A 16,488-nucleotide genomic window follows, 5' to 3' on the forward strand; every position below is an offset into this window, starting at 1 on the left:
GGCCCTTTCCCATATCTGACAGCCAGGAAAAGATTCCATAATCCGGAATTTCTATTTTGATCAAGAGGCTGAATGCGGAGGCATTGGGGGCATAAAATGACCCCGTTCAAACGGGCCTCATTATAATCGCTCTTTATAATCAAGGTAAAGGAAAATGATTCTATTTTGATCTTATAAGTATTTTCCGGTCCTCACGCACCAATCGTATTCGTTTGAGGCGGATTCGGCCAACCTGAATTGCGGCTATTCGTTGTCGAGTTCGATGTCGATTTCGTGATAAGATACGGTACCAAAAAGAGGTCTCTGATCTGCTCTTAAAAAGAGTCTGATTCGATCCTTTCCATAGAATTGTTCCGACAAAGTTTAACCGCTTATCCGGGCATGAAAAAATGGAAGAGAATACCTTTCCAATTGTCTTTACCTCCTATTACCTGAGTGCAGGACTTGCGCTCTATACAACGATCCACTCGATCATTGCTGTTTTTAATAAAGATCGTATTTCCCTCAATTTATCTCTGGCATTCTTTTCTTTCTTTATCGCTTGTTTTCAGATCACGAATTCTTTTTATTATCACGCCAATACTTTAGCCGGGGCATCATTTTTTTCAAAAATTCAAATACTCTTCATGTGCGGCGCTTTTCTGTCTGGATATCTTTTTTTTAGTATTTATACGGAATTTCGAAGAATGACGCCAGGGGTCATCCTTTTAGTGATTTTCATCGGTATATTGATACCTGTTAATTTGAATTCCCCTCACAGCCTTAAGTTTTCAACTTTGGAGGAGGTGGCTCCCCTTCGTATGGCATGGGGGGAAGAGCTGAAACAATTTTCCGGTGTCCCAACGATATGGTATGGACTTTTCAGGTCGATTCATTTTGGATTACTATTTTTTATGGGATGGAGATCCCTGATTCTTTACCAAAAAGGAAAATTTCTCCTATCTCTCACACTAAGTCTTAGCACAGTCCTTTTTGTACTTTCTGGAATCTGGGGGGTTTTAATTGATCTCGGAAAGATCCATTCCATCTATTTCGGCGGATTCATTTTTGTTTTTGTCACATTGATGATGAGCTTCAGTTTAATCCAGGACCGGAAAAGTGACTTCCTGACACTCACGAAGGCGAAGGACGCGATTCAGGAAGCCGAAGAACGCTATCGAAATATCTTTGAAAATGCGGTGGAAGGAATGTTCCAGACCACCCCGAGCGGAAGTATATTATTGGTCAATCCCGCATTTGCTTTCATGTATGGTTATGATTCTCCGGAAGAGATGATCCGATTGGTCCCGGATATTACCGAGCTGTATGTGGATTCAAAGAACAGAACCGAGGTCAAGCGCCTCCTCGATGAACAGGGATTTGTAAAAGGCTTTGAAACAAGGTTTTTTCGAAAGGACGGAAGTGTGATGTGGGTCTCGGCCTGTGTCCGGACGGTTCGCGATAGTCTGGGCAAAGTATCTTACTATGAGGGAACGAATGAGGATATTACCAAACGAAAGGAATTTGAAGAAGCCTTTCGAAATGCCGATGAAAGGTATCGGAATATTTTTGAAAATGCCGTGGAGGGAATTTTTCAAAGTACTCCGGACGGGAAGCCTCTTTTGGTTAACCCCGCCCAGGCTGCGCTACTGGACTTTAACTCAGCGGAAGAAATGTTCAAATCTGTTCAGGATGTCACAAGCCTTTACGTGGATCCTGAAGACCGGAAAGAATTTGTTCGATTACTGGCAGAACGAGGATATGTCAAGGACTTTGAAACCCGTTTTTATCGTAGGGACAGATCCTTCACCTGGGTAACCATCAATGCCAAGGCGATTCGAGATGCCAGCGGCCGTGTTCACCATTATGACGGGACGATGGAAGATATTTCCCGTCGAAAACACTTAATAGAAGCCAGCAATGCGATGATCTCCACGTTGGACTTAAAGGAATTGTACCTGGCCATTCGTCCCGGTTTGCTGCGGTTCATGCGAGCTGATTTAGTCAGTATCACTTTGTATGACTCGGAAAAGAAACAGCTTCGTCTCAATTTTCTTGAGTATACGGGTCAGGAAGGCATGATGCACGACTCGGTTCTGATCCTTGAAGATGGATCAGCGTTAACCGAGGTGCTGGAATTGTTAAAACCCGTTCATGTTAATTCTGTTTCGAAGGACCTGTTTCCACCCGAATTATACCAGGTGTTCCATAAAGAAAAGATTGATTCTCTTTATTGTCTGCCGCTGCTCGCGCACGGTTTGTTCATTGGAATCCTGATATCAGGGAGCCGTTCGCCAGATACATTTAATTCTGAAAATGTCGATTTTTTACGACAAATCGCAAGTCAGTGTGCAATCGCAATAGACAATGCCCTTGCCTACCGGAAAATTACGGAACTCAAAAACAAGCTTTCAGAAGAAAAGCTGTATCTCGAAGCCGAAATCAGTTTGGAACACAATTTTGGGGAGATCATCGGTAAGAGCAGCGCAATAAGAAATGTTTTGAAACAGGTGGAAATCGTGTCGCCTACAGATTCATCGGCCTTGATATTGGGCGAAACGGGAACGGGCAAGGAGCTGATCGCAAGAGCAATTCATCGTTTAAGCAAGCGAAAAGACCGCAATTTCGTTAAAATAAATTGCGGCGCAGTTCCGGCAGGTCTGCTAGAAAGCGAACTTTTTGGCCATGAGAAAGGCGCCTTCACGGGTGCTCTTATTCAGAGGGTCGGCAGGTTTGAATTGGCCCATCAGGGGACCCTGTTCCTGGACGAAGTGGGAGATATTCCCCTGGAACTCCAGACGAAACTCCTTCGCGTCCTTCAGGAACATGAGTTTGAGAGGTTAGGAAGTTCGAAAACTATTAGAGTGGATGTCCGGATTATCGCAGCGACAAATCGTGATCTCAATGAAATGGTCGCAAGAAAGGAATTTCGAAGTGACCTCTATTTCCGCCTAAAGGTCTTTCCCATTCTCGTTCCCCCACTCAGGGATCGCCAGGAGGATATTCCCATCTTAATTCATCATTTTGCCGAGAAACATGCAATACGAATGAGTAAGCAGATTTCAAATGTTCCCGCATTCGCCATGAAATCCCTTTTAGCCTATTCCTGGCCAGGAAACGTCAGAGAACTTGAAAACCTGATCGAAAGGGCGGTTATACTTTCTCCGGGAACGACTCTTCAAGTTCCGCTATCTGAACTTAACCCGATTGGAACTTCAGAGAATGCAGGCCCGATGGTCTCTGAAGATGTTGTGGACTCAAGAAACCTTTCTTCTAAAGCGGGAATGAGTAATATTGGGACTTTGGAGGAAGCGGAAAGAGAACACATACTGCGTGCTCTCAAGGCTTCCAATTGGGTCATCGCTGGAACCAAGGGAGCGGCAGAGCTCCTTGGAATGAAAAGATCGACGTTGCGCGCAAAGATGCAAAAACTCGGTATCCCACCCAGATCTTGATGGCCATATCTAGCCAAATGGTCTTATTTGGCCAGTAGAAGTTTGTCTTTACTACATTCTGCGAAATTCTCATTTATTCAATAAATTCCTAATTACTAATTATTTTCAATGAGTTGAATCCATTTATTTGGAAAAACTTCCTGTGGCATATCATTTGCTATATTACCAGGTACGTAATCGTTAGATCCAGTTGAAATTTGCAAAACGACTTGATTGGGTCACTGACTTTCAAGAAGGAGTCGTACTATGGATTCAAAAAAAAATGAAGATCTGGATGATATTATCAGTAAAGTCCAGAAACTGGAGGCAATAAGTCTCCTTACTGCTGGTATTGCTCATGATTTTAACAACATGCTGACATCCATTCTCGGAAACATCTCGCTCGTCAAGTCACAATTAAGAGAAGATGACTGGTGTTTCGAAAGGTTGACCGAGGCAGAAAAGGCGTCTCTTCAGGCAAAAGAGCTCTCTTCCCAGCTTCTCACTTTTGTAAGAGAAAGGCCTCCGGTCAAAAAGATCGCGTCAATAACTGAATTGCTCAGTTTCACCGTTCCATTTGTTTTGAGAGGCTATCCTGTTCAATGTCAGTTAGCTTTTTCGAAAAATATCTGGCCAGTCGAAATCGACGAATCGCAGATTACCCGGGTGATTCAAAATTTAGTCATTAATGCAAGACAGGCAAACCCCGAGGGAGGCGTCATTCAGGTCCATGCCGAAAATATGAATGTCGCGAATCCGAAGGAAAACGGTCTTTTATTGGAAAAAGGGAAATATGTTAAAGTTTCGATACGGGATCATGGATACGGAATCCCGAAAGAAGACCTTCCAAAAATATTCGAACCTTTCTTCACAACAAAGTCCAGCGGTAATGGCCTGGGACTTGCCACTTCGTATTCAATCATTCAAAGGCACGGTGGAACCATGACAGCAGAATCGAGTCTGAAAACCGGAACGATTTTTTCATTTTTCATTCCAGCGGTCATTCGAAGGTCATCCACCCTTGTGAAAGAGAAAAATACTTTGATTAAAGGGCAGGGCAGAGTCCTGGTTATTGATGATCAGGAGAACGTCCTGCAGGTCGCAAGTGAAATGCTCAAACATCTTGGTTATGATTCTGAAATTGCCAGAACCGGAACCGAAGGACTAATCAAAACAAAACGGGCAAAAGAATTGGATCGGTCATTTGAACTTATTATAACCGAACTGAATCTCCCGGGAGAGATGACCGGAATTGAAATGCTAGAAAAGGCAAAAGAAATCGACCCCCAAATCAAGTTTATTTTATCAAGTGGTTATACTTATGATTCGGCTAAAGGCCTATGTCAATATTACGGTTTCTCGGGAGCTCTTAGGAAGCCCTATTCTGTCCATGAGATGGGCAGCTTGCTTCATGAGGTCATGGAACTTAAACCGTCTTCGTAATTCAAGACAGAAAAAGAGCATTACTTGTAAAAGAGTGCGCTGTCTTCTAAAAAGACTTCTCTTGTTGCGGAAATAAAAGAAAGCAAGACCTGTCTGTTCTCATAGTCTATTGCTCGACTAAATGGAGTCTCTCCAGATTGATTTTGAGCCTTCGGTTCCGCTCCATGACTCAGAAGGATGTTGACCATTCGGAGGCTTCCCCATCCTGCCGCCAGATGAAGGGGTGTTTCGCCATCTTTCCGCGTTGCATTTACATTGGCCCCATTTCTTAACAGTATGTCTGCAATATCCTCTTGTCCTTTTTCTGCTGCCCAATGGAGGGGGGTCTCTCCACTTTCATTTTCCGCCCCGATATCCGCCTGATGTTCCAGAAATTGTATGACCAGTTCTTTTCTACCGATTTCAACTGCGATATGGAGGGGTGTTTCACCCTCATGATTCCGGACATTCACATTTGCAAGATGATTCATTAATAGATCCACCATTTCTCCGTTTCCCACCGTAACGGCTATATGAAGAGGAGTGTCCCCGTCTCGGTCTTCGGCATTGATATCTGCTTGAAAATCCAGAAGGAGGCGCACGATATTTTTATGGTCTTTGGCCACGGCTTTATGAAGAAGCGTACTTCCCTCGTCATTTTCTATTTGAGCCAACTTTGGCTCTTTCTTCAAATATTTATTCAGCGTGTCAATCTGATTTTGTTCGATTGCCTTAAAAGCCTGACGTGCCGAAATTCCAGGATTCTTGGATAACATAGAGCCGGCATCTGCCTCAGAATAACCTGAAACAAAAAACAATATAAAAAACAGAGCGACAGGCTTAAAATCAATACAAGAATATTCTTCTTCTTTCATTTCATTTAACCTTTCATTTACTATCGGCCCGGTTCGGACTTGAAAAATCAAAATGGACCGATCATATGATTTAAATCCCAATATATCTTAAGCAAATATTGTTCCATTTATATTTTTCCCCTGTGGACTCATAAAATAGCATTATTCTATAGGGTTATGGGTCTATGAGAGACGAGACTCGAGTGGACCTTCGGCCCAAATGTACCCGGTTTCTGGCAGCCCGGCCAATTTATTCCTCTTTTCTTCCTCAAACGAGCTCGACGCTCAAAAAGGTACGTGTTGACCGGTTATTCTGAATTCATATTTTGAAGTGCTCGGGCCGAAAATGGACCGGTTTTTGGTGGAATTTAGAACTCAGGTATGATAATAACCATGAAGAATGGATCAAATGCCCGGAGGAACTGAAATGAATAAGAAATTTCTCAAACCCCTGTTAATATCGATTGTCCTCTCTTTTATTTCTGTCACGACGCTTGCCATCAATTTGAATGAAATCGATGGCAAGGCGCTTGAAGTCATGATGGCCGATGGAAAAGCAATTCGAATTGTCGATGTCAGAGAACCTGACGAGTTTGCTGCAGGACATATAAAAGGGGCCATCAATATTCCCTTTGAACCGGCTAAATCAAGAGTTCTCAAAGAACTTCAGCCCCAGGAACGAATTGTTTTTGTCTGCCACGGCGGACCCATGGGCCACGAGCTCGGAACCCTGCTTGCCAAAATGAATTACCCGGAGGTTTACAACCTGATCGGTGGAATGAAAAAATGGCGCGGAGAAATTGTTAAATAAGATTTTCGCAATTCTATCACGCCTCGCCGTATTGCTGTTATATAGCCTCTTCTCACCAGCCGTTCTTCCCGCAAGAGATTTTTCGCCCGGGACGGAATGGACCGGAATCTCCGGTAGCGCCTCAAACGACCTTATTGTCGTGGGAGAATATGGTGCCATCTCTCGATTCAATGGAACAAGATGGTCTCCGGTCGAAAATCAAACCGCAACCTGGCTTTCAGCTGTCTTTCAATTTTCATCCCATGCCATTTTTGCAGCCGGATATAACGGCGTAATTCTGCATTTTAACGGCACCCGATGGGAGAAAATGGAAACCGGAATCACAAATGATTTGAACGGCATTTGGGGGAGTTCTCCGGAAAACATTTATGCAGTTGGAGACCGGGGAACCATCGTCCATTACGATGGAATCCGATGGTCAGTCGTTTCGAGCGGCACTGAAAATCTTCTCTTCAATATATGGGGGAGTTCTCCCGCAGATGTCTATGCGTGCGGCGGGAGAAGCACGCTGTTACATTTTAACGGTCAAGTTTGGCAGAGGGTCCTGCTCCCAAAGGAGAGCCACTATGTCGGAATCTGGGGAAGCCGTTCTGACGACCTCTTTTTAGTCGGTGACGCGGGGGTCATTCTTCATTTTGATGGTTCGAGCTGGTCTCCCATGGATAGCGGCGTAACCGATCTTCTCAGGGCCGTCTGGGGGAGTTCCGGTGAGGATGTCTATGTGACGGGGGACAACGGGATGATCCTTCGTTACAATGGAAATCGCTGGAAAAGAATGGCTTTCCCGTATCAAGATCCGATTCGCGGAATCTGGGGAAAAGATTCCAACCACCTCTTTGCGATCGGAGACGGCGGCACGATTTTTCACTATAACGGCATAAGATGGAAAAGTTTGTTCAAACCTGAAAAAAAATAGGATTTTTCCCCTCGGTATCTCTGACCCAAACGAAAGGGCGATTTCGTCAAACGGCCTTTTTAAGAATCAACGAGTTTCGTTTAAGGAGGGCTTCTACCGCTTTGACATCCAGGGGCTTTGAATAAAGATATCCCTGGAAATATTCGCAATTCAGTTTTTTCAACTCTTCAAGTTGTTCGGCAGTTTCAACCCCTTCTGCGATGACAAACTTTTTAAGAGAATGGGCCATCGCGATGACCGATTTAACAATTTCCATCGCGTTCGTATTGGAACACATGGTACTGACGAAAGAACGATCTATTTTCAACGCATCCATATGAAATTTATGGATATAGCTCAATGACGAATATCCGGTCCCAAAATCGTCGAAATAGACCTTGATATTCATTTTTTTGAGTTCGAGAAGGATCTGGGAGGAAATTTCAGGATTTTCCATAATAATGCTTTCAGTAATCTCCACCCTCACATTTTCAGGACTCACTCGTGCTTCTTCAAGAATTTCAGAGATCTCTCCGATTAAATTGGGTTTCATCTGTTTGCTAGATAGATTGATGCTCACCGTGAGTGGGGGATCGAATGGAAACTTCTCCTTCCAGATAGCGATCTGGCGGCAGGCCTCCTTAAATACCCACTTTCCGATCGGCAAAATAAGACCTGTCTCCTCGGCAACAGGAATAAACCGGATGGGCGGAACCAATTCTCCGGTTGCAAGCTGCCACCGGACAAGCGATTCAAATCCAACTAAATCACCCGTGACGACTGAAATTATCGGCTGATAATGAAGCAGGAACTGGTTCTTTTCAATGGCATGCCGCAGGTCATTCTCCAGTCTCAGCGTTAATTTTATCTCTTCATGCATCTTTTCGTTATAGATCACATACCTGTTTCTTCCATCCAGTTTAGCCTGATACATGGCAATATCGGCGTCGCGGATCATCTCTTCCGCATTATGTAATCCTGCGCTACTCAGCACGATTCCAATACTTGCCGTAATGAACACGTCCTGATCGTTCAGTCTAAAAGATTTCTCCAACTCCTTTCTCACCCGTTCCGCAACGACAATCGGGTTTTTATCGTCTTTAATATCTTCAAGCAAGATGGCAAATTCATCTCCACCCAACCGGGCCAGGGTGTTGTAAGCGCGAAGCGATTTTTTTATCCTTCTTGCCGCGCTCTGCAGAAGATGGTCTCCGACCACATGGCCAAAACTGTCATTCACATTCTTAAAGCGGTCAAGATCAAGGAATAAAATCGCAAATTTGAAATTATCTTCCCGTTTTGAATGAGAAATCGCTCCTTCTAATCTTTCCAGGAAAAGCGTTTTGTTAGAAAGATTGGTTAATCCATCATGGGAGGCGTCATGTTTCAGTTTGTCATAGAGCATTTTCTTCTCGGTGATATCTTGCATCATCCCGATAAAATAAAGGGGGTTCCCGTTTTTTTCTCGAATCAGAGATGCGGTCAAATTTACCCAAATATAGGTTCCGTCCTTTTTGACGTAGCGCTTTTCAATGTTGTAAGTTGGGATATCTCCCTGAATGAGTTTCTTTGAATAAATCAGACAATCGTCAGTTTCATCTGGATGAGAAATATTGATCAGGGAAAGTCGGGTCAATTCCTCCGCGGTGTATCCCAACATGCGGGAGAGGATGGGATTGACCCTGATAATATTGTTATCCAGGCTGATCAGGGCCATTCCCAATGGACCTTCTTCAAAAATCTTTCTCAGTCCCTCTTCCCGTTCCCGGAGGTCCTCATTAATCTTTGCGAGATCGGTCTTGTTCCGCTCTAGCTCAACATCCCGGCGCTGGATTTGTTCCAGCATGCCGTTAAATCCTTCTGCCAGAATTCCAAACTCATCTCCCGTTTGAATCCCGGATCTGAGCGAATAGTCCTTCTTCCTTGAAATCTCTTTCATGAGGCTTGTCAGATCAAAAATGGGAGCCGTAATTCCTTTTTGAAATCGCGACAATAAGATAAAAGCGGTCGATAGAGAAATCGTCATGATTCCTGCGATCGTAACCGTATAAAGCAGGAAATGCGCGTACATTTCCTTGAGATCGGATCGGATGTAAATGGTCCCGATTGTTTCATCCAGGAAATGGATCGGCTGAACTATTTCCAGATAATTTAGGCCAAATCGGTAACCCGCCTCCAGTGAACTGGGATTAGAAACAGGACCATCGAGGTCTCTTTGGTAACGTGCAAAGGGCCGATCCTCTTTATAGATGGCGGCAACGACAATATTGGATGCGGAAATCGTCGTAAACAGGATCTCTTTTTCAGCCTCTTGATCATTAAATGACAGGGCCGCGGTACTGTTGTTTCCGATCATTTTGGCCTGAATCGTAAGCGCTTTGACCAACGATTTCTTGAAACCGACAAATTCGTTCGCAATCAGCCCGATGCAGACCAGGACCAGGAGAAGAGTCACCGTGATCAGATTGGTGATCATTAATTTCTGTTTTATTGACCGGGTCTTTGATATAAACATGCTATCCCATCAAGGTGTCGTATGAACCGTTGTCGCCAGATTCAATAGTTTTGAACTGATTCTAATTCCAGCTTTTTCCGCGGCTTCGGGATTAATCTCAAACCGGATCTTTCCGGTCTCATTCCGTAAATTAATGATAATTCCTTTTTCGGAAAATCCATCCGTATCGCTTATCGTGAGTATCCTCGAATTCCCAATCTCCTTGATCATTTCTGAAACGTGACTGGCTTCGGTAGAACTGACGAACAGGATATCGCAGCGGGTGGGATCCGTATGTGCGCTTTGGCCAAAAATAATCTTTTTCCCCCGGATCTGTTTTTTACCAAAAACCTCCCAATCAGAATCAAAGGGGTTTTTTCCGGCCACGCAGAAAACGAAATCGCCCTTTTGACGATACTTCCAGTCAATAAACTTGAGAAAATTATAAATATATTCCGCTTTCATCCGGTACTCTCCGGAATAAGTCTCTCCCCTCGCCTTTTCAAATCCAGAAAAAATCGAGAAGAGACAGATTGTAAAAATAAAAGCACTTTTTAGAAGAATGGCTTTCCTTCTTGACTGGAGTAAGTTCAACAGGTTCCCCGGATCTTCCTTTACGTTCGGGACCTCTTAAATATAATTTAACCTTAGGTTCATGAAGTGTCAAATCGGACATCGGGCCAATTATTCGATACAACTGGCATAAAATGACATGGGCGTGGTAGCGAAAAGGCGGAAGGGAAGACTTAGAAGCGTTTAAACTGTTTTCCGAGCGAAATGCCTTGCGACTGATAGGAAGAACCGATATTCAAACCGTAAATCTTTTCGGGTATTTCGAGGAGTTTTTCATAAATTAACCGGCCGACCACCTGGCCATCATTGAAGAGAAAAGGAACTTCGTGGGAACGGACTTCCAGCACCGCCCGGGTTCCCTTTATTTCGTTTTTGCCATAGCCAAAACCGGGGTCGAAAAATCCAGCATAATGAATCCGAAATTCTCCTACGGAAGGATCATATGCAACCATGTCTGCAGCGTAATCTGTCGGAACGCGGATCTTTTCTTTAGAAGCAAGGATATAAAAGTCGTCGGGATTAAGAATGATATAGCCCTTTTTCGGCTTTTCAATCGGTTCCCAGAATTCAAGAGGATCGTAATAATTGATCTGATCAAAATCTATAATCGGAGTATGAGGCTTGGCCCGATATCCGATAATACCGGAGTCTTCCCCCCCGATCAAATCGATCGAAATCCAGAGGCCGTTCGAAATCAGGGCCTGGTCGGGACTATTCTCTTTATAAACCAGCTTCTCTTTCTTGTCCAGGTCGGTCAGGTTTTCATCCGAAGAAAGCGGCTTCCCCTGAATAAAGCGGATCTGATTCAGCTGGGTTCCCTCATGAACAAGAATGGAAAACGTTCTCGGGACAATTTCAACATAGAGTTTTCCAGAATACCCGCATCGAATTCGTTCGAACTCCGTCCCATAATCTGTGATGAGCCGGGTAAAGACATCGAGTCGTCCCGTCGTGCTTTTGGGATTCGACTTTCCAGAAAGTTCAGAAGGGAGCGCCAGCTCTTCAATCAAAGGGACGATATAGACGCATCCTTTTTCCAAAACAGCGGGCCGGGTCAGATCAATTTCATGCATACAGAGCTGTTCGAGCCGGTTTTTAACCGTTAATCCCTCGCCCGGAAGAAAGCTTGCCCGAACCCGATAGGCGACAGGTCCCAGTCTCAAGTCCATGCTCGCCGGCTGAATTTGACTCTCTGAAACGGACGTTTGCGAGACAATGGCGCCGGAGAGAATCAGTTTCTTAATTTCCTGGGATGGAAGAATTCCTGCTGTCTGAAAAGAGCGAAGATCGTTTTCCAGGTTAGGAAAGAGTGACGGTTTATTCTGATCCATTGCGGCAAAGTCTAATTCCATTAACCCTTCAAGTCAACGACTTTATAGAGTTCGAACCAGATGATGGTCCCCATTCCAGCCAGGAACGCGCCCGTCATCTCCATTGGGTTAAGGGGTGAGAATTGAAACAGACCCTGCAAGGAAGGCGTGTATAGGACTACTGCGAGAAAAAAAAGGGTGAATACCACCACGCCCCATAATGCGGGATTCGGCTTCATCAGCGTTTCTTTTAGCGTGAGGTTCATCGATCGGTTTGCAAAGATCTGAGCCAAATTTGACACGATTAATGCCGTAAAGGCGATCGAACGCGCGTGACGCTCATCCCATCCAAGTTTTAAAGCATAGCCGTATAGTCCTAATATGATGAGAAATACGATGGCACCTTGCATAAAAAGGACGAAAAGAGATTTTTTCCTGAAAATCGGGTCAAGGACAGATCGGGGCGGCCGCTTCATGATATTGGCCTCTTCCTTCTCCGATTCAAAAACGATTGAACAGGCCGGGTCGATTATAAATTCCATGAACACAATATGAATCGGCGTGAACATCAGAGGCCATCCAAGCGTCAGGGGAATCACGGACATCCCCACAATCGGGATATGCACCGCGAGAAGATAGGACATCGCTTTTTGAAGATTATCAAATATTCTCCTCCCTTCCCTGATGGCCTGCACAATGGATGAAAAGTCGTCGTCCAGAAGAACCAGGGCGGCCGCTTCACGAGCCACATCGGTTCCCCGATTTCCCATGGCAATGCCAATATCGGCTCCTTTCAACGCCGGGGCATCATTCACGCCATCTCCCGTCATTGCAACAATCTCACCCCGGGATTTAAATGCGTTGACCAGCCGCAATTTTTGTTCGGGAACGACTCGGGCAAAAATATTCGTGCGAACCGTGCGGGCGTTCAATTCCGCGTCTCGCATGATCTGTAGATCGTGACCTGTCAGAATTTCGTCAGCCGGCCTCAACCCTGCCTGACGCGCAATAGCGGATGCCGTTACCGAATAGTCCCCTGTCATCATCACCACCCGTATTCCGGCCGAATAACATTCCTCAATGGAGGATTGAACGTTTGGACGAAGGGGATCTGCCAGGCCTATGAGCCCGACAAAGCTAAATTCGAAATCATGCTGAAGCCGCGGCCAGGGCTCTCCCCGGAATTCGGATTTTGCAACGCCGAGGACACGTAATCCCTCGCCGGCCATTTTCTCGGTCTGAATTGCCAGTTCAGTTTTCTCGGATTCAGGAAGATGGCACAAGTCAGCAATCGCTTCCGGAGCCCCTTTCGTTGCCACAACAAAGATCTCCTGGTCCGGGCCTTTCCAGACTTGTGACATCGCCAGCAATTCAGGCTCAAGCGGATATTCGCGTACCAGCGTCCAGTCTGAATGAAGATGTTCCGATTTCCCCAGCAATTTATTCCCTGTCTCCTGGAACGCCCTTTCCATTGGATCAAAGGGATCGATGTCGCTGGCAAGTATTGCGTATTCCAAAGGGGGATGAAATTCGTCCGGAATGGCGTCGGGATCGCCTCCAAGATGATGAATGACGTTTCCTGGTGCATAGATCGACCTCACTTCCATCCGATTCAGAGTGAGTGTCCCCGTCTTATCGACACAAAGGATTGTCGCGGACCCTAACGCTTCAATTGCCGAAGAACGCCGGGTCAAAACTCTCTTCCGGGAAATTCGCCAGGCCCCTAACGCGAGAAAAACGGTCAGAACCACGGGAAATTCTTCAGGAAGGACTGCCATGGCAAGGGTAAGACCAGCCAGAACACCTTCTAACCAGTTTTGCCGAATCATCCCGTAGAGAAGAACCACGCAAAGACAGGCCAGAATGCCAATAACAGCAATGTTTCTAACGAGTCGGCCGATTTCCTGCTGAAGGGTAGTCTTGTGGTTACTTTCTACACGTAACTCATTTCCAATTTGGCCGAGTCTGGTTGCGGAACCAATCGCTGTCACTTCCGCATAACCTTTCCCCTGAACAACCAATGAACCTGAAAAAAGATAAGATGAATTTTCCATCCCTTCTGAATCCAGGTCATTTTTGTTTCCTCCGACACCTTTTCCGACAGGCATTGATTCCCCGGTTATCAGCGACTCATCCACCATCAGGACAGTGCCGCTCTTTAAGAGAAGCGCATCCGCTGGAACGCGGTCCCCGGCGGCAATGATCAGCAAATCTCCTCGAACGACTTCCCTCCCGGCAATACGAATTGCATTTCCGTCACGAACCACAAGGGCTCTCGGACTCGTTAAATCGCGCAATGCACTGAGTACCTTCTCCACTTTTCGCTCTTGATAGAGCGTGATTCCGATGATTCCGGAGATCGATATAAATAAGGTCATGGCTTCTGTTCTGTCGCCGAGAATCAGGTAAATCGTTCCTGCCGCAAGCAGAAGAAGAAACATGGGCTCTCTTAAGACGCCTCGGAGGAGTTTCCAAATCGTCCCGGACTGATCCGATGGCAATTCGTTAAAACCTTCCTGCTGAAGGCGATTTGCAGCCTCTACAGCGGAAACTCCTTTCAGGGGGAAGAGTTCGGGATCAGAATTCATGGCATTCATCTGTTTACTATAGGAAATTGTTCTTTGAATATCAATCGGTGAAATGTTTCGCCGCTGCCTAATTGACTGTACATCCTTGAAACGATCAAAAATAACTGTTTTAAAATGATTTTTATTTTAGGCCGTCCAATAGTCTAGACACCTTTCATTTTAAATCCGTCTGTCTCTTCCTTTTTTCATTTTGACCTCTGGAACTTATTGAAAACTAAGGTGAGATATTTTTAAATTTGAACAGTTTTCCAATATTTGGGCATGTTCTTTGCTCTTTATAAAATAAAAACCACTTTCAAAGGAGAGGGACATGGGACATAAAAATGTCGTGCAACATCGCGCTCCACAGATCAAGAGAGGGACAGAAGTTAAAGTAAAGGAATCCTATTTGTCATCGAAAGGATTGTCTGAGCCGGCAAAATGCGAATCCTGTCAATCTGTTTATCATCATAAGCAATGGTATTCTAAAGAACATGCGGTTGTGCTTGATTTGCCCAAAGAGAAATTGAAGGAAACGATCTGTCCCTCCTGTCGAAAAACTGCCGACCACTTTCCGGGAGGGATTGTAAAGTTAAACGGAGACTTCTTGACTATCCATAAAGATCAAGTTCTCCACCTGATCCGAAACCTGGAGGTAAAATCCAAAGAAGTCAATCCTTTAGATGGAATCATCTCACTTAAGGATCTGGGTCATTCCCTTGAAATTCATACGACCAACGAACGATTTGCCCAAAGAATCGGAAGAGAGGTGAAACGCGCATTTAAAGGAGAGATCACCTACCACTGGACAGCTGGCGATAAATTTGTTAGAGTCGATTGGCATCGGGAGGGAAAACCAGGCGTTAAATTCAAGGGAGAATAGAACCAATGGTCAAAATCAAGCAGATCATGTCCAAGAACATCTTTAAGGTCGATTCCCAGAAAACAATCCGGGAGGTGATTAATGTCATGGCTGAAAAGAAGCTTGGAAGCCTCCTGGTTCAGAAAGGGGATGAGATTGTCGGCATACTTGAAGAGGCGGACATCGTACGCAAAGTTTTGGGCAAAGATCTGAACCCGTATGTGACCAAAGTTAACGATGTCATGGGGAATCCTATTCTGATCGATGAAGATAAGACCGATAACGACGCCAGCGACATGATGTTTCAGCATCATACCCGACATCTTGCCGTCACTTCCGGAACCAAAATAGTCGGAATTATATCGATGTATGACCTGATACGGCCCGTTTATCCCGACAAAACCTTCTGGGCTTAATTTTCCAAGCATGAACGACCTTCTTCATATTGCCAGGACAAGGCTGATGGAGATCCTGGTCAAAGACTCTTTTCAATATTCCGAAACGCCTCAATTTCGTCTTGTTTCCGGAAAAACCAGCCAGTTCTACATCGACTGTAAAAAAACCACCTACAATGCTGAAGCGATGAATCTCATCGGAGAGATTCTTTTTAGTAAAATGTCGGGGATTCAACTGGATGCCATTGGAGGATTGACTCTCGGAGCTGATCCAATTGCTTTTGCGGTCTCCATGATCAGTTTTCAAAAAGGAAGACCGATCAAATCCTTTGTGATCAGAAAGAAACCGAAAGAACATGGCATGAAATATTCCATCGAAGGAAAGCTGGAAGGAGTAAAGCGGGTGGTCATTGTTGAAGATGTTGTAACTACCGGTCAGAGTACGCTTGATGCGATCACGAAAGCCGAAGAAGCGGGTCTTGAAATCGTAAAAGTCTTTGCTCTGGTCGACCGGGAAGAAGGAGGCAAAGAGGAAGTCCTGAAGCGGGTTCGGAATTTTGAAGCCTTGTTTACCAAATCAGAGCTGTTTTCCTATTATTCCTCAAAAAAATAATCGCGTCATTTTAGGTGATTTTTCATTTTCAACCTTGTAAAATCAGGTTGAATGATTTCGGGCGATTAGCTCAGCGGTAGAGCGCTGCCTTCACACGGCAGAGGTCGCAGGTTCGAGACCTGCATCGCCTATTGATTTCTCAAGCACTTACACGATCTGCTCCTGCCCTTGTACCCTCAGGTATGACCAAAGTATGACCAAGAACATCAACGCCATGCCGTAAAGATTCAACGGTGTGGTGGGCGTATCGTTGAGTCATCCGCATATCCTTATGACCCA

Annotated in this window: 12 protein-coding genes and 1 tRNA gene; 8 read left to right on the forward strand and 5 right to left on the reverse strand. The window is 45.0% G+C overall.

Features of this window, described 5'->3' with window-relative positions; all coding sequences use genetic code 11:
- Positions 1 to 389: 389 nt before the first annotated feature.
- Together HY200_11165 and HY200_11170 are read left to right on the forward strand one after the other, a co-directional pair.
- Complete coding sequence (locus HY200_11165) at positions 390 to 3,434, forward strand: sigma 54-interacting transcriptional regulator (protein MBI3595506.1); 3,045 nt, start codon at positions 390 to 392, stop codon at positions 3,432 to 3,434.
- Between the two features lie 246 nt (positions 3,435 to 3,680).
- A complete protein-coding gene (locus tag HY200_11170) occupies positions 3,681 to 4,856 on the forward strand; it encodes a response regulator (GenBank protein MBI3595507.1) in 1,176 nt (391 codons plus the stop codon).
- Positions 4,857 to 4,876: 20 nt separating this feature from the next.
- On the opposite strand, the gene HY200_11175 is transcribed toward HY200_11170, so the two are convergent.
- Positions 4,877 to 5,710 (reverse strand): ankyrin repeat domain-containing protein, encoded by an 834-nt coding sequence (locus tag HY200_11175; GenBank protein ID MBI3595508.1) that lies wholly within the window; start codon positions 5,708 to 5,710, stop codon positions 4,877 to 4,879.
- A 406-nt stretch (positions 5,711 to 6,116) separates the two neighbouring features.
- Between HY200_11175 and HY200_11180 the strand changes: the two genes are divergently transcribed.
- Together HY200_11180 and HY200_11185 are read left to right on the forward strand one after the other, a co-directional pair.
- Positions 6,117 to 6,500 (forward strand): rhodanese-like domain-containing protein, encoded by a 384-nt coding sequence (locus HY200_11180; GenBank protein ID MBI3595509.1) that lies wholly within the window; start codon positions 6,117 to 6,119, stop codon positions 6,498 to 6,500.
- Positions 6,490 to 7,416: a hypothetical protein gene (locus HY200_11185; GenBank protein ID MBI3595510.1), complete on the forward strand. Its 927-nt coding sequence runs from the start codon at positions 6,490 to 6,492 to the stop codon at positions 7,414 to 7,416. Before HY200_11180 ends, HY200_11185 begins: the two co-directional genes overlap by 11 nt.
- Before the next feature lie 46 nt (positions 7,417 to 7,462).
- Here HY200_11185 and HY200_11190 read toward each other — a convergent pair whose 3' ends face one another.
- The 4 genes from HY200_11190 to HY200_11205 form a co-directional block, all read right to left on the reverse strand.
- Entirely contained in the window at positions 7,463 to 9,910 is a 2,448-nt protein-coding gene (locus HY200_11190) for an EAL domain-containing protein (protein MBI3595511.1), read from the reverse strand.
- A gap of 9 nt (positions 9,911 to 9,919) precedes the next feature.
- Complete coding sequence (locus HY200_11195; GenBank protein MBI3595512.1) at positions 9,920 to 10,483, reverse strand: YfiR family protein; 564 nt, start codon at positions 10,481 to 10,483, stop codon at positions 9,920 to 9,922.
- Positions 10,484 to 10,635: 152 nt separating this feature from the next.
- Positions 10,636 to 11,793 (reverse strand): 2'-deoxycytidine 5'-triphosphate deaminase, encoded by a 1,158-nt coding sequence (locus HY200_11200; protein ID MBI3595513.1) that lies wholly within the window; start codon positions 11,791 to 11,793, stop codon positions 10,636 to 10,638.
- A gap of 20 nt (positions 11,794 to 11,813) precedes the next feature.
- Positions 11,814 to 14,360 carry an HAD-IC family P-type ATPase gene (locus tag HY200_11205; GenBank protein ID MBI3595514.1) on the reverse strand — a complete coding sequence of 849 codons (2,547 nt, stop codon included), beginning with the start codon at positions 14,358 to 14,360 and terminating at the stop codon, positions 11,814 to 11,816.
- Positions 14,361 to 14,670: 310 nt separating this feature from the next.
- Between HY200_11205 and HY200_11210 the strand changes: the two genes are divergently transcribed.
- The 4 genes from HY200_11210 to HY200_11225 all read left to right on the forward strand — a co-directional run bounded on the left by HY200_11210 (position 14,671) and on the right by HY200_11225 (position 16,340).
- Complete coding sequence (locus tag HY200_11210; GenBank protein MBI3595515.1) at positions 14,671 to 15,222, forward strand: hypothetical protein; 552 nt, start codon at positions 14,671 to 14,673, stop codon at positions 15,220 to 15,222.
- 5 nt (positions 15,223 to 15,227) lie between these two features.
- On the forward strand, positions 15,228 to 15,617 hold the full coding sequence (locus HY200_11215) for a CBS domain-containing protein (GenBank protein MBI3595516.1): 390 nt from the start codon (positions 15,228 to 15,230) through the stop codon (positions 15,615 to 15,617).
- A gap of 10 nt (positions 15,618 to 15,627) precedes the next feature.
- Complete coding sequence (pyrE, locus tag HY200_11220) at positions 15,628 to 16,209, forward strand: orotate phosphoribosyltransferase (GenBank protein ID MBI3595517.1); 582 nt, start codon at positions 15,628 to 15,630, stop codon at positions 16,207 to 16,209.
- Between the two features lie 59 nt (positions 16,210 to 16,268).
- A tRNA-Val gene (locus HY200_11225) sits at positions 16,269 to 16,340 on the forward strand.
- Positions 16,341 to 16,488 lie beyond the last annotated feature (148 nt).

It is taken from the genome of Nitrospirota bacterium, assembly GCA_016194305.1.
Lineage (GTDB): Bacteria > Nitrospirota > Nitrospiria > JACQBW01 > JACQBW01 > JACQBW01.

What these genes read in the sequence shown, in the direction of transcription:
- HY200_11165 (MBI3595506.1), top strand. Translation starts at nt 390, where the DNA reads ATGGAAGAGAATACCTTTCCAATTGTCTTTACCTCCTATTACCTGAGT.
- HY200_11175 (MBI3595508.1), bottom strand. Translation starts at nt 5,710, where the DNA reads ATGAAAGAAGAAGAATATTCTTGTATTGATTTTAAGCCTGTCGCTCTG.
- HY200_11200 (MBI3595513.1), bottom strand. Translation starts at nt 11,793, where the DNA reads ATGGATCAGAATAAACCGTCACTCTTTCCTAACCTGGAAAACGATCTT.
- HY200_11170 (MBI3595507.1), top strand. Translation starts at nt 3,681, where the DNA reads ATGGATTCAAAAAAAAATGAAGATCTGGATGATATTATCAGTAAAGTC.
- HY200_11205 (MBI3595514.1), bottom strand. Translation starts at nt 14,360, where the DNA reads ATGAATTCTGATCCCGAACTCTTCCCCCTGAAAGGAGTTTCCGCTGTA.
- pyrE (MBI3595517.1), top strand. Translation starts at nt 15,628, where the DNA reads ATGAACGACCTTCTTCATATTGCCAGGACAAGGCTGATGGAGATCCTG.
- HY200_11215 (MBI3595516.1), top strand. Translation starts at nt 15,228, where the DNA reads ATGGTCAAAATCAAGCAGATCATGTCCAAGAACATCTTTAAGGTCGAT.
- HY200_11190 (MBI3595511.1), bottom strand. Translation starts at nt 9,910, where the DNA reads ATGTTTATATCAAAGACCCGGTCAATAAAACAGAAATTAATGATCACC.
- HY200_11210 (MBI3595515.1), top strand. Translation starts at nt 14,671, where the DNA reads ATGGGACATAAAAATGTCGTGCAACATCGCGCTCCACAGATCAAGAGA.
- HY200_11180 (MBI3595509.1), top strand. Translation starts at nt 6,117, where the DNA reads ATGAATAAGAAATTTCTCAAACCCCTGTTAATATCGATTGTCCTCTCT.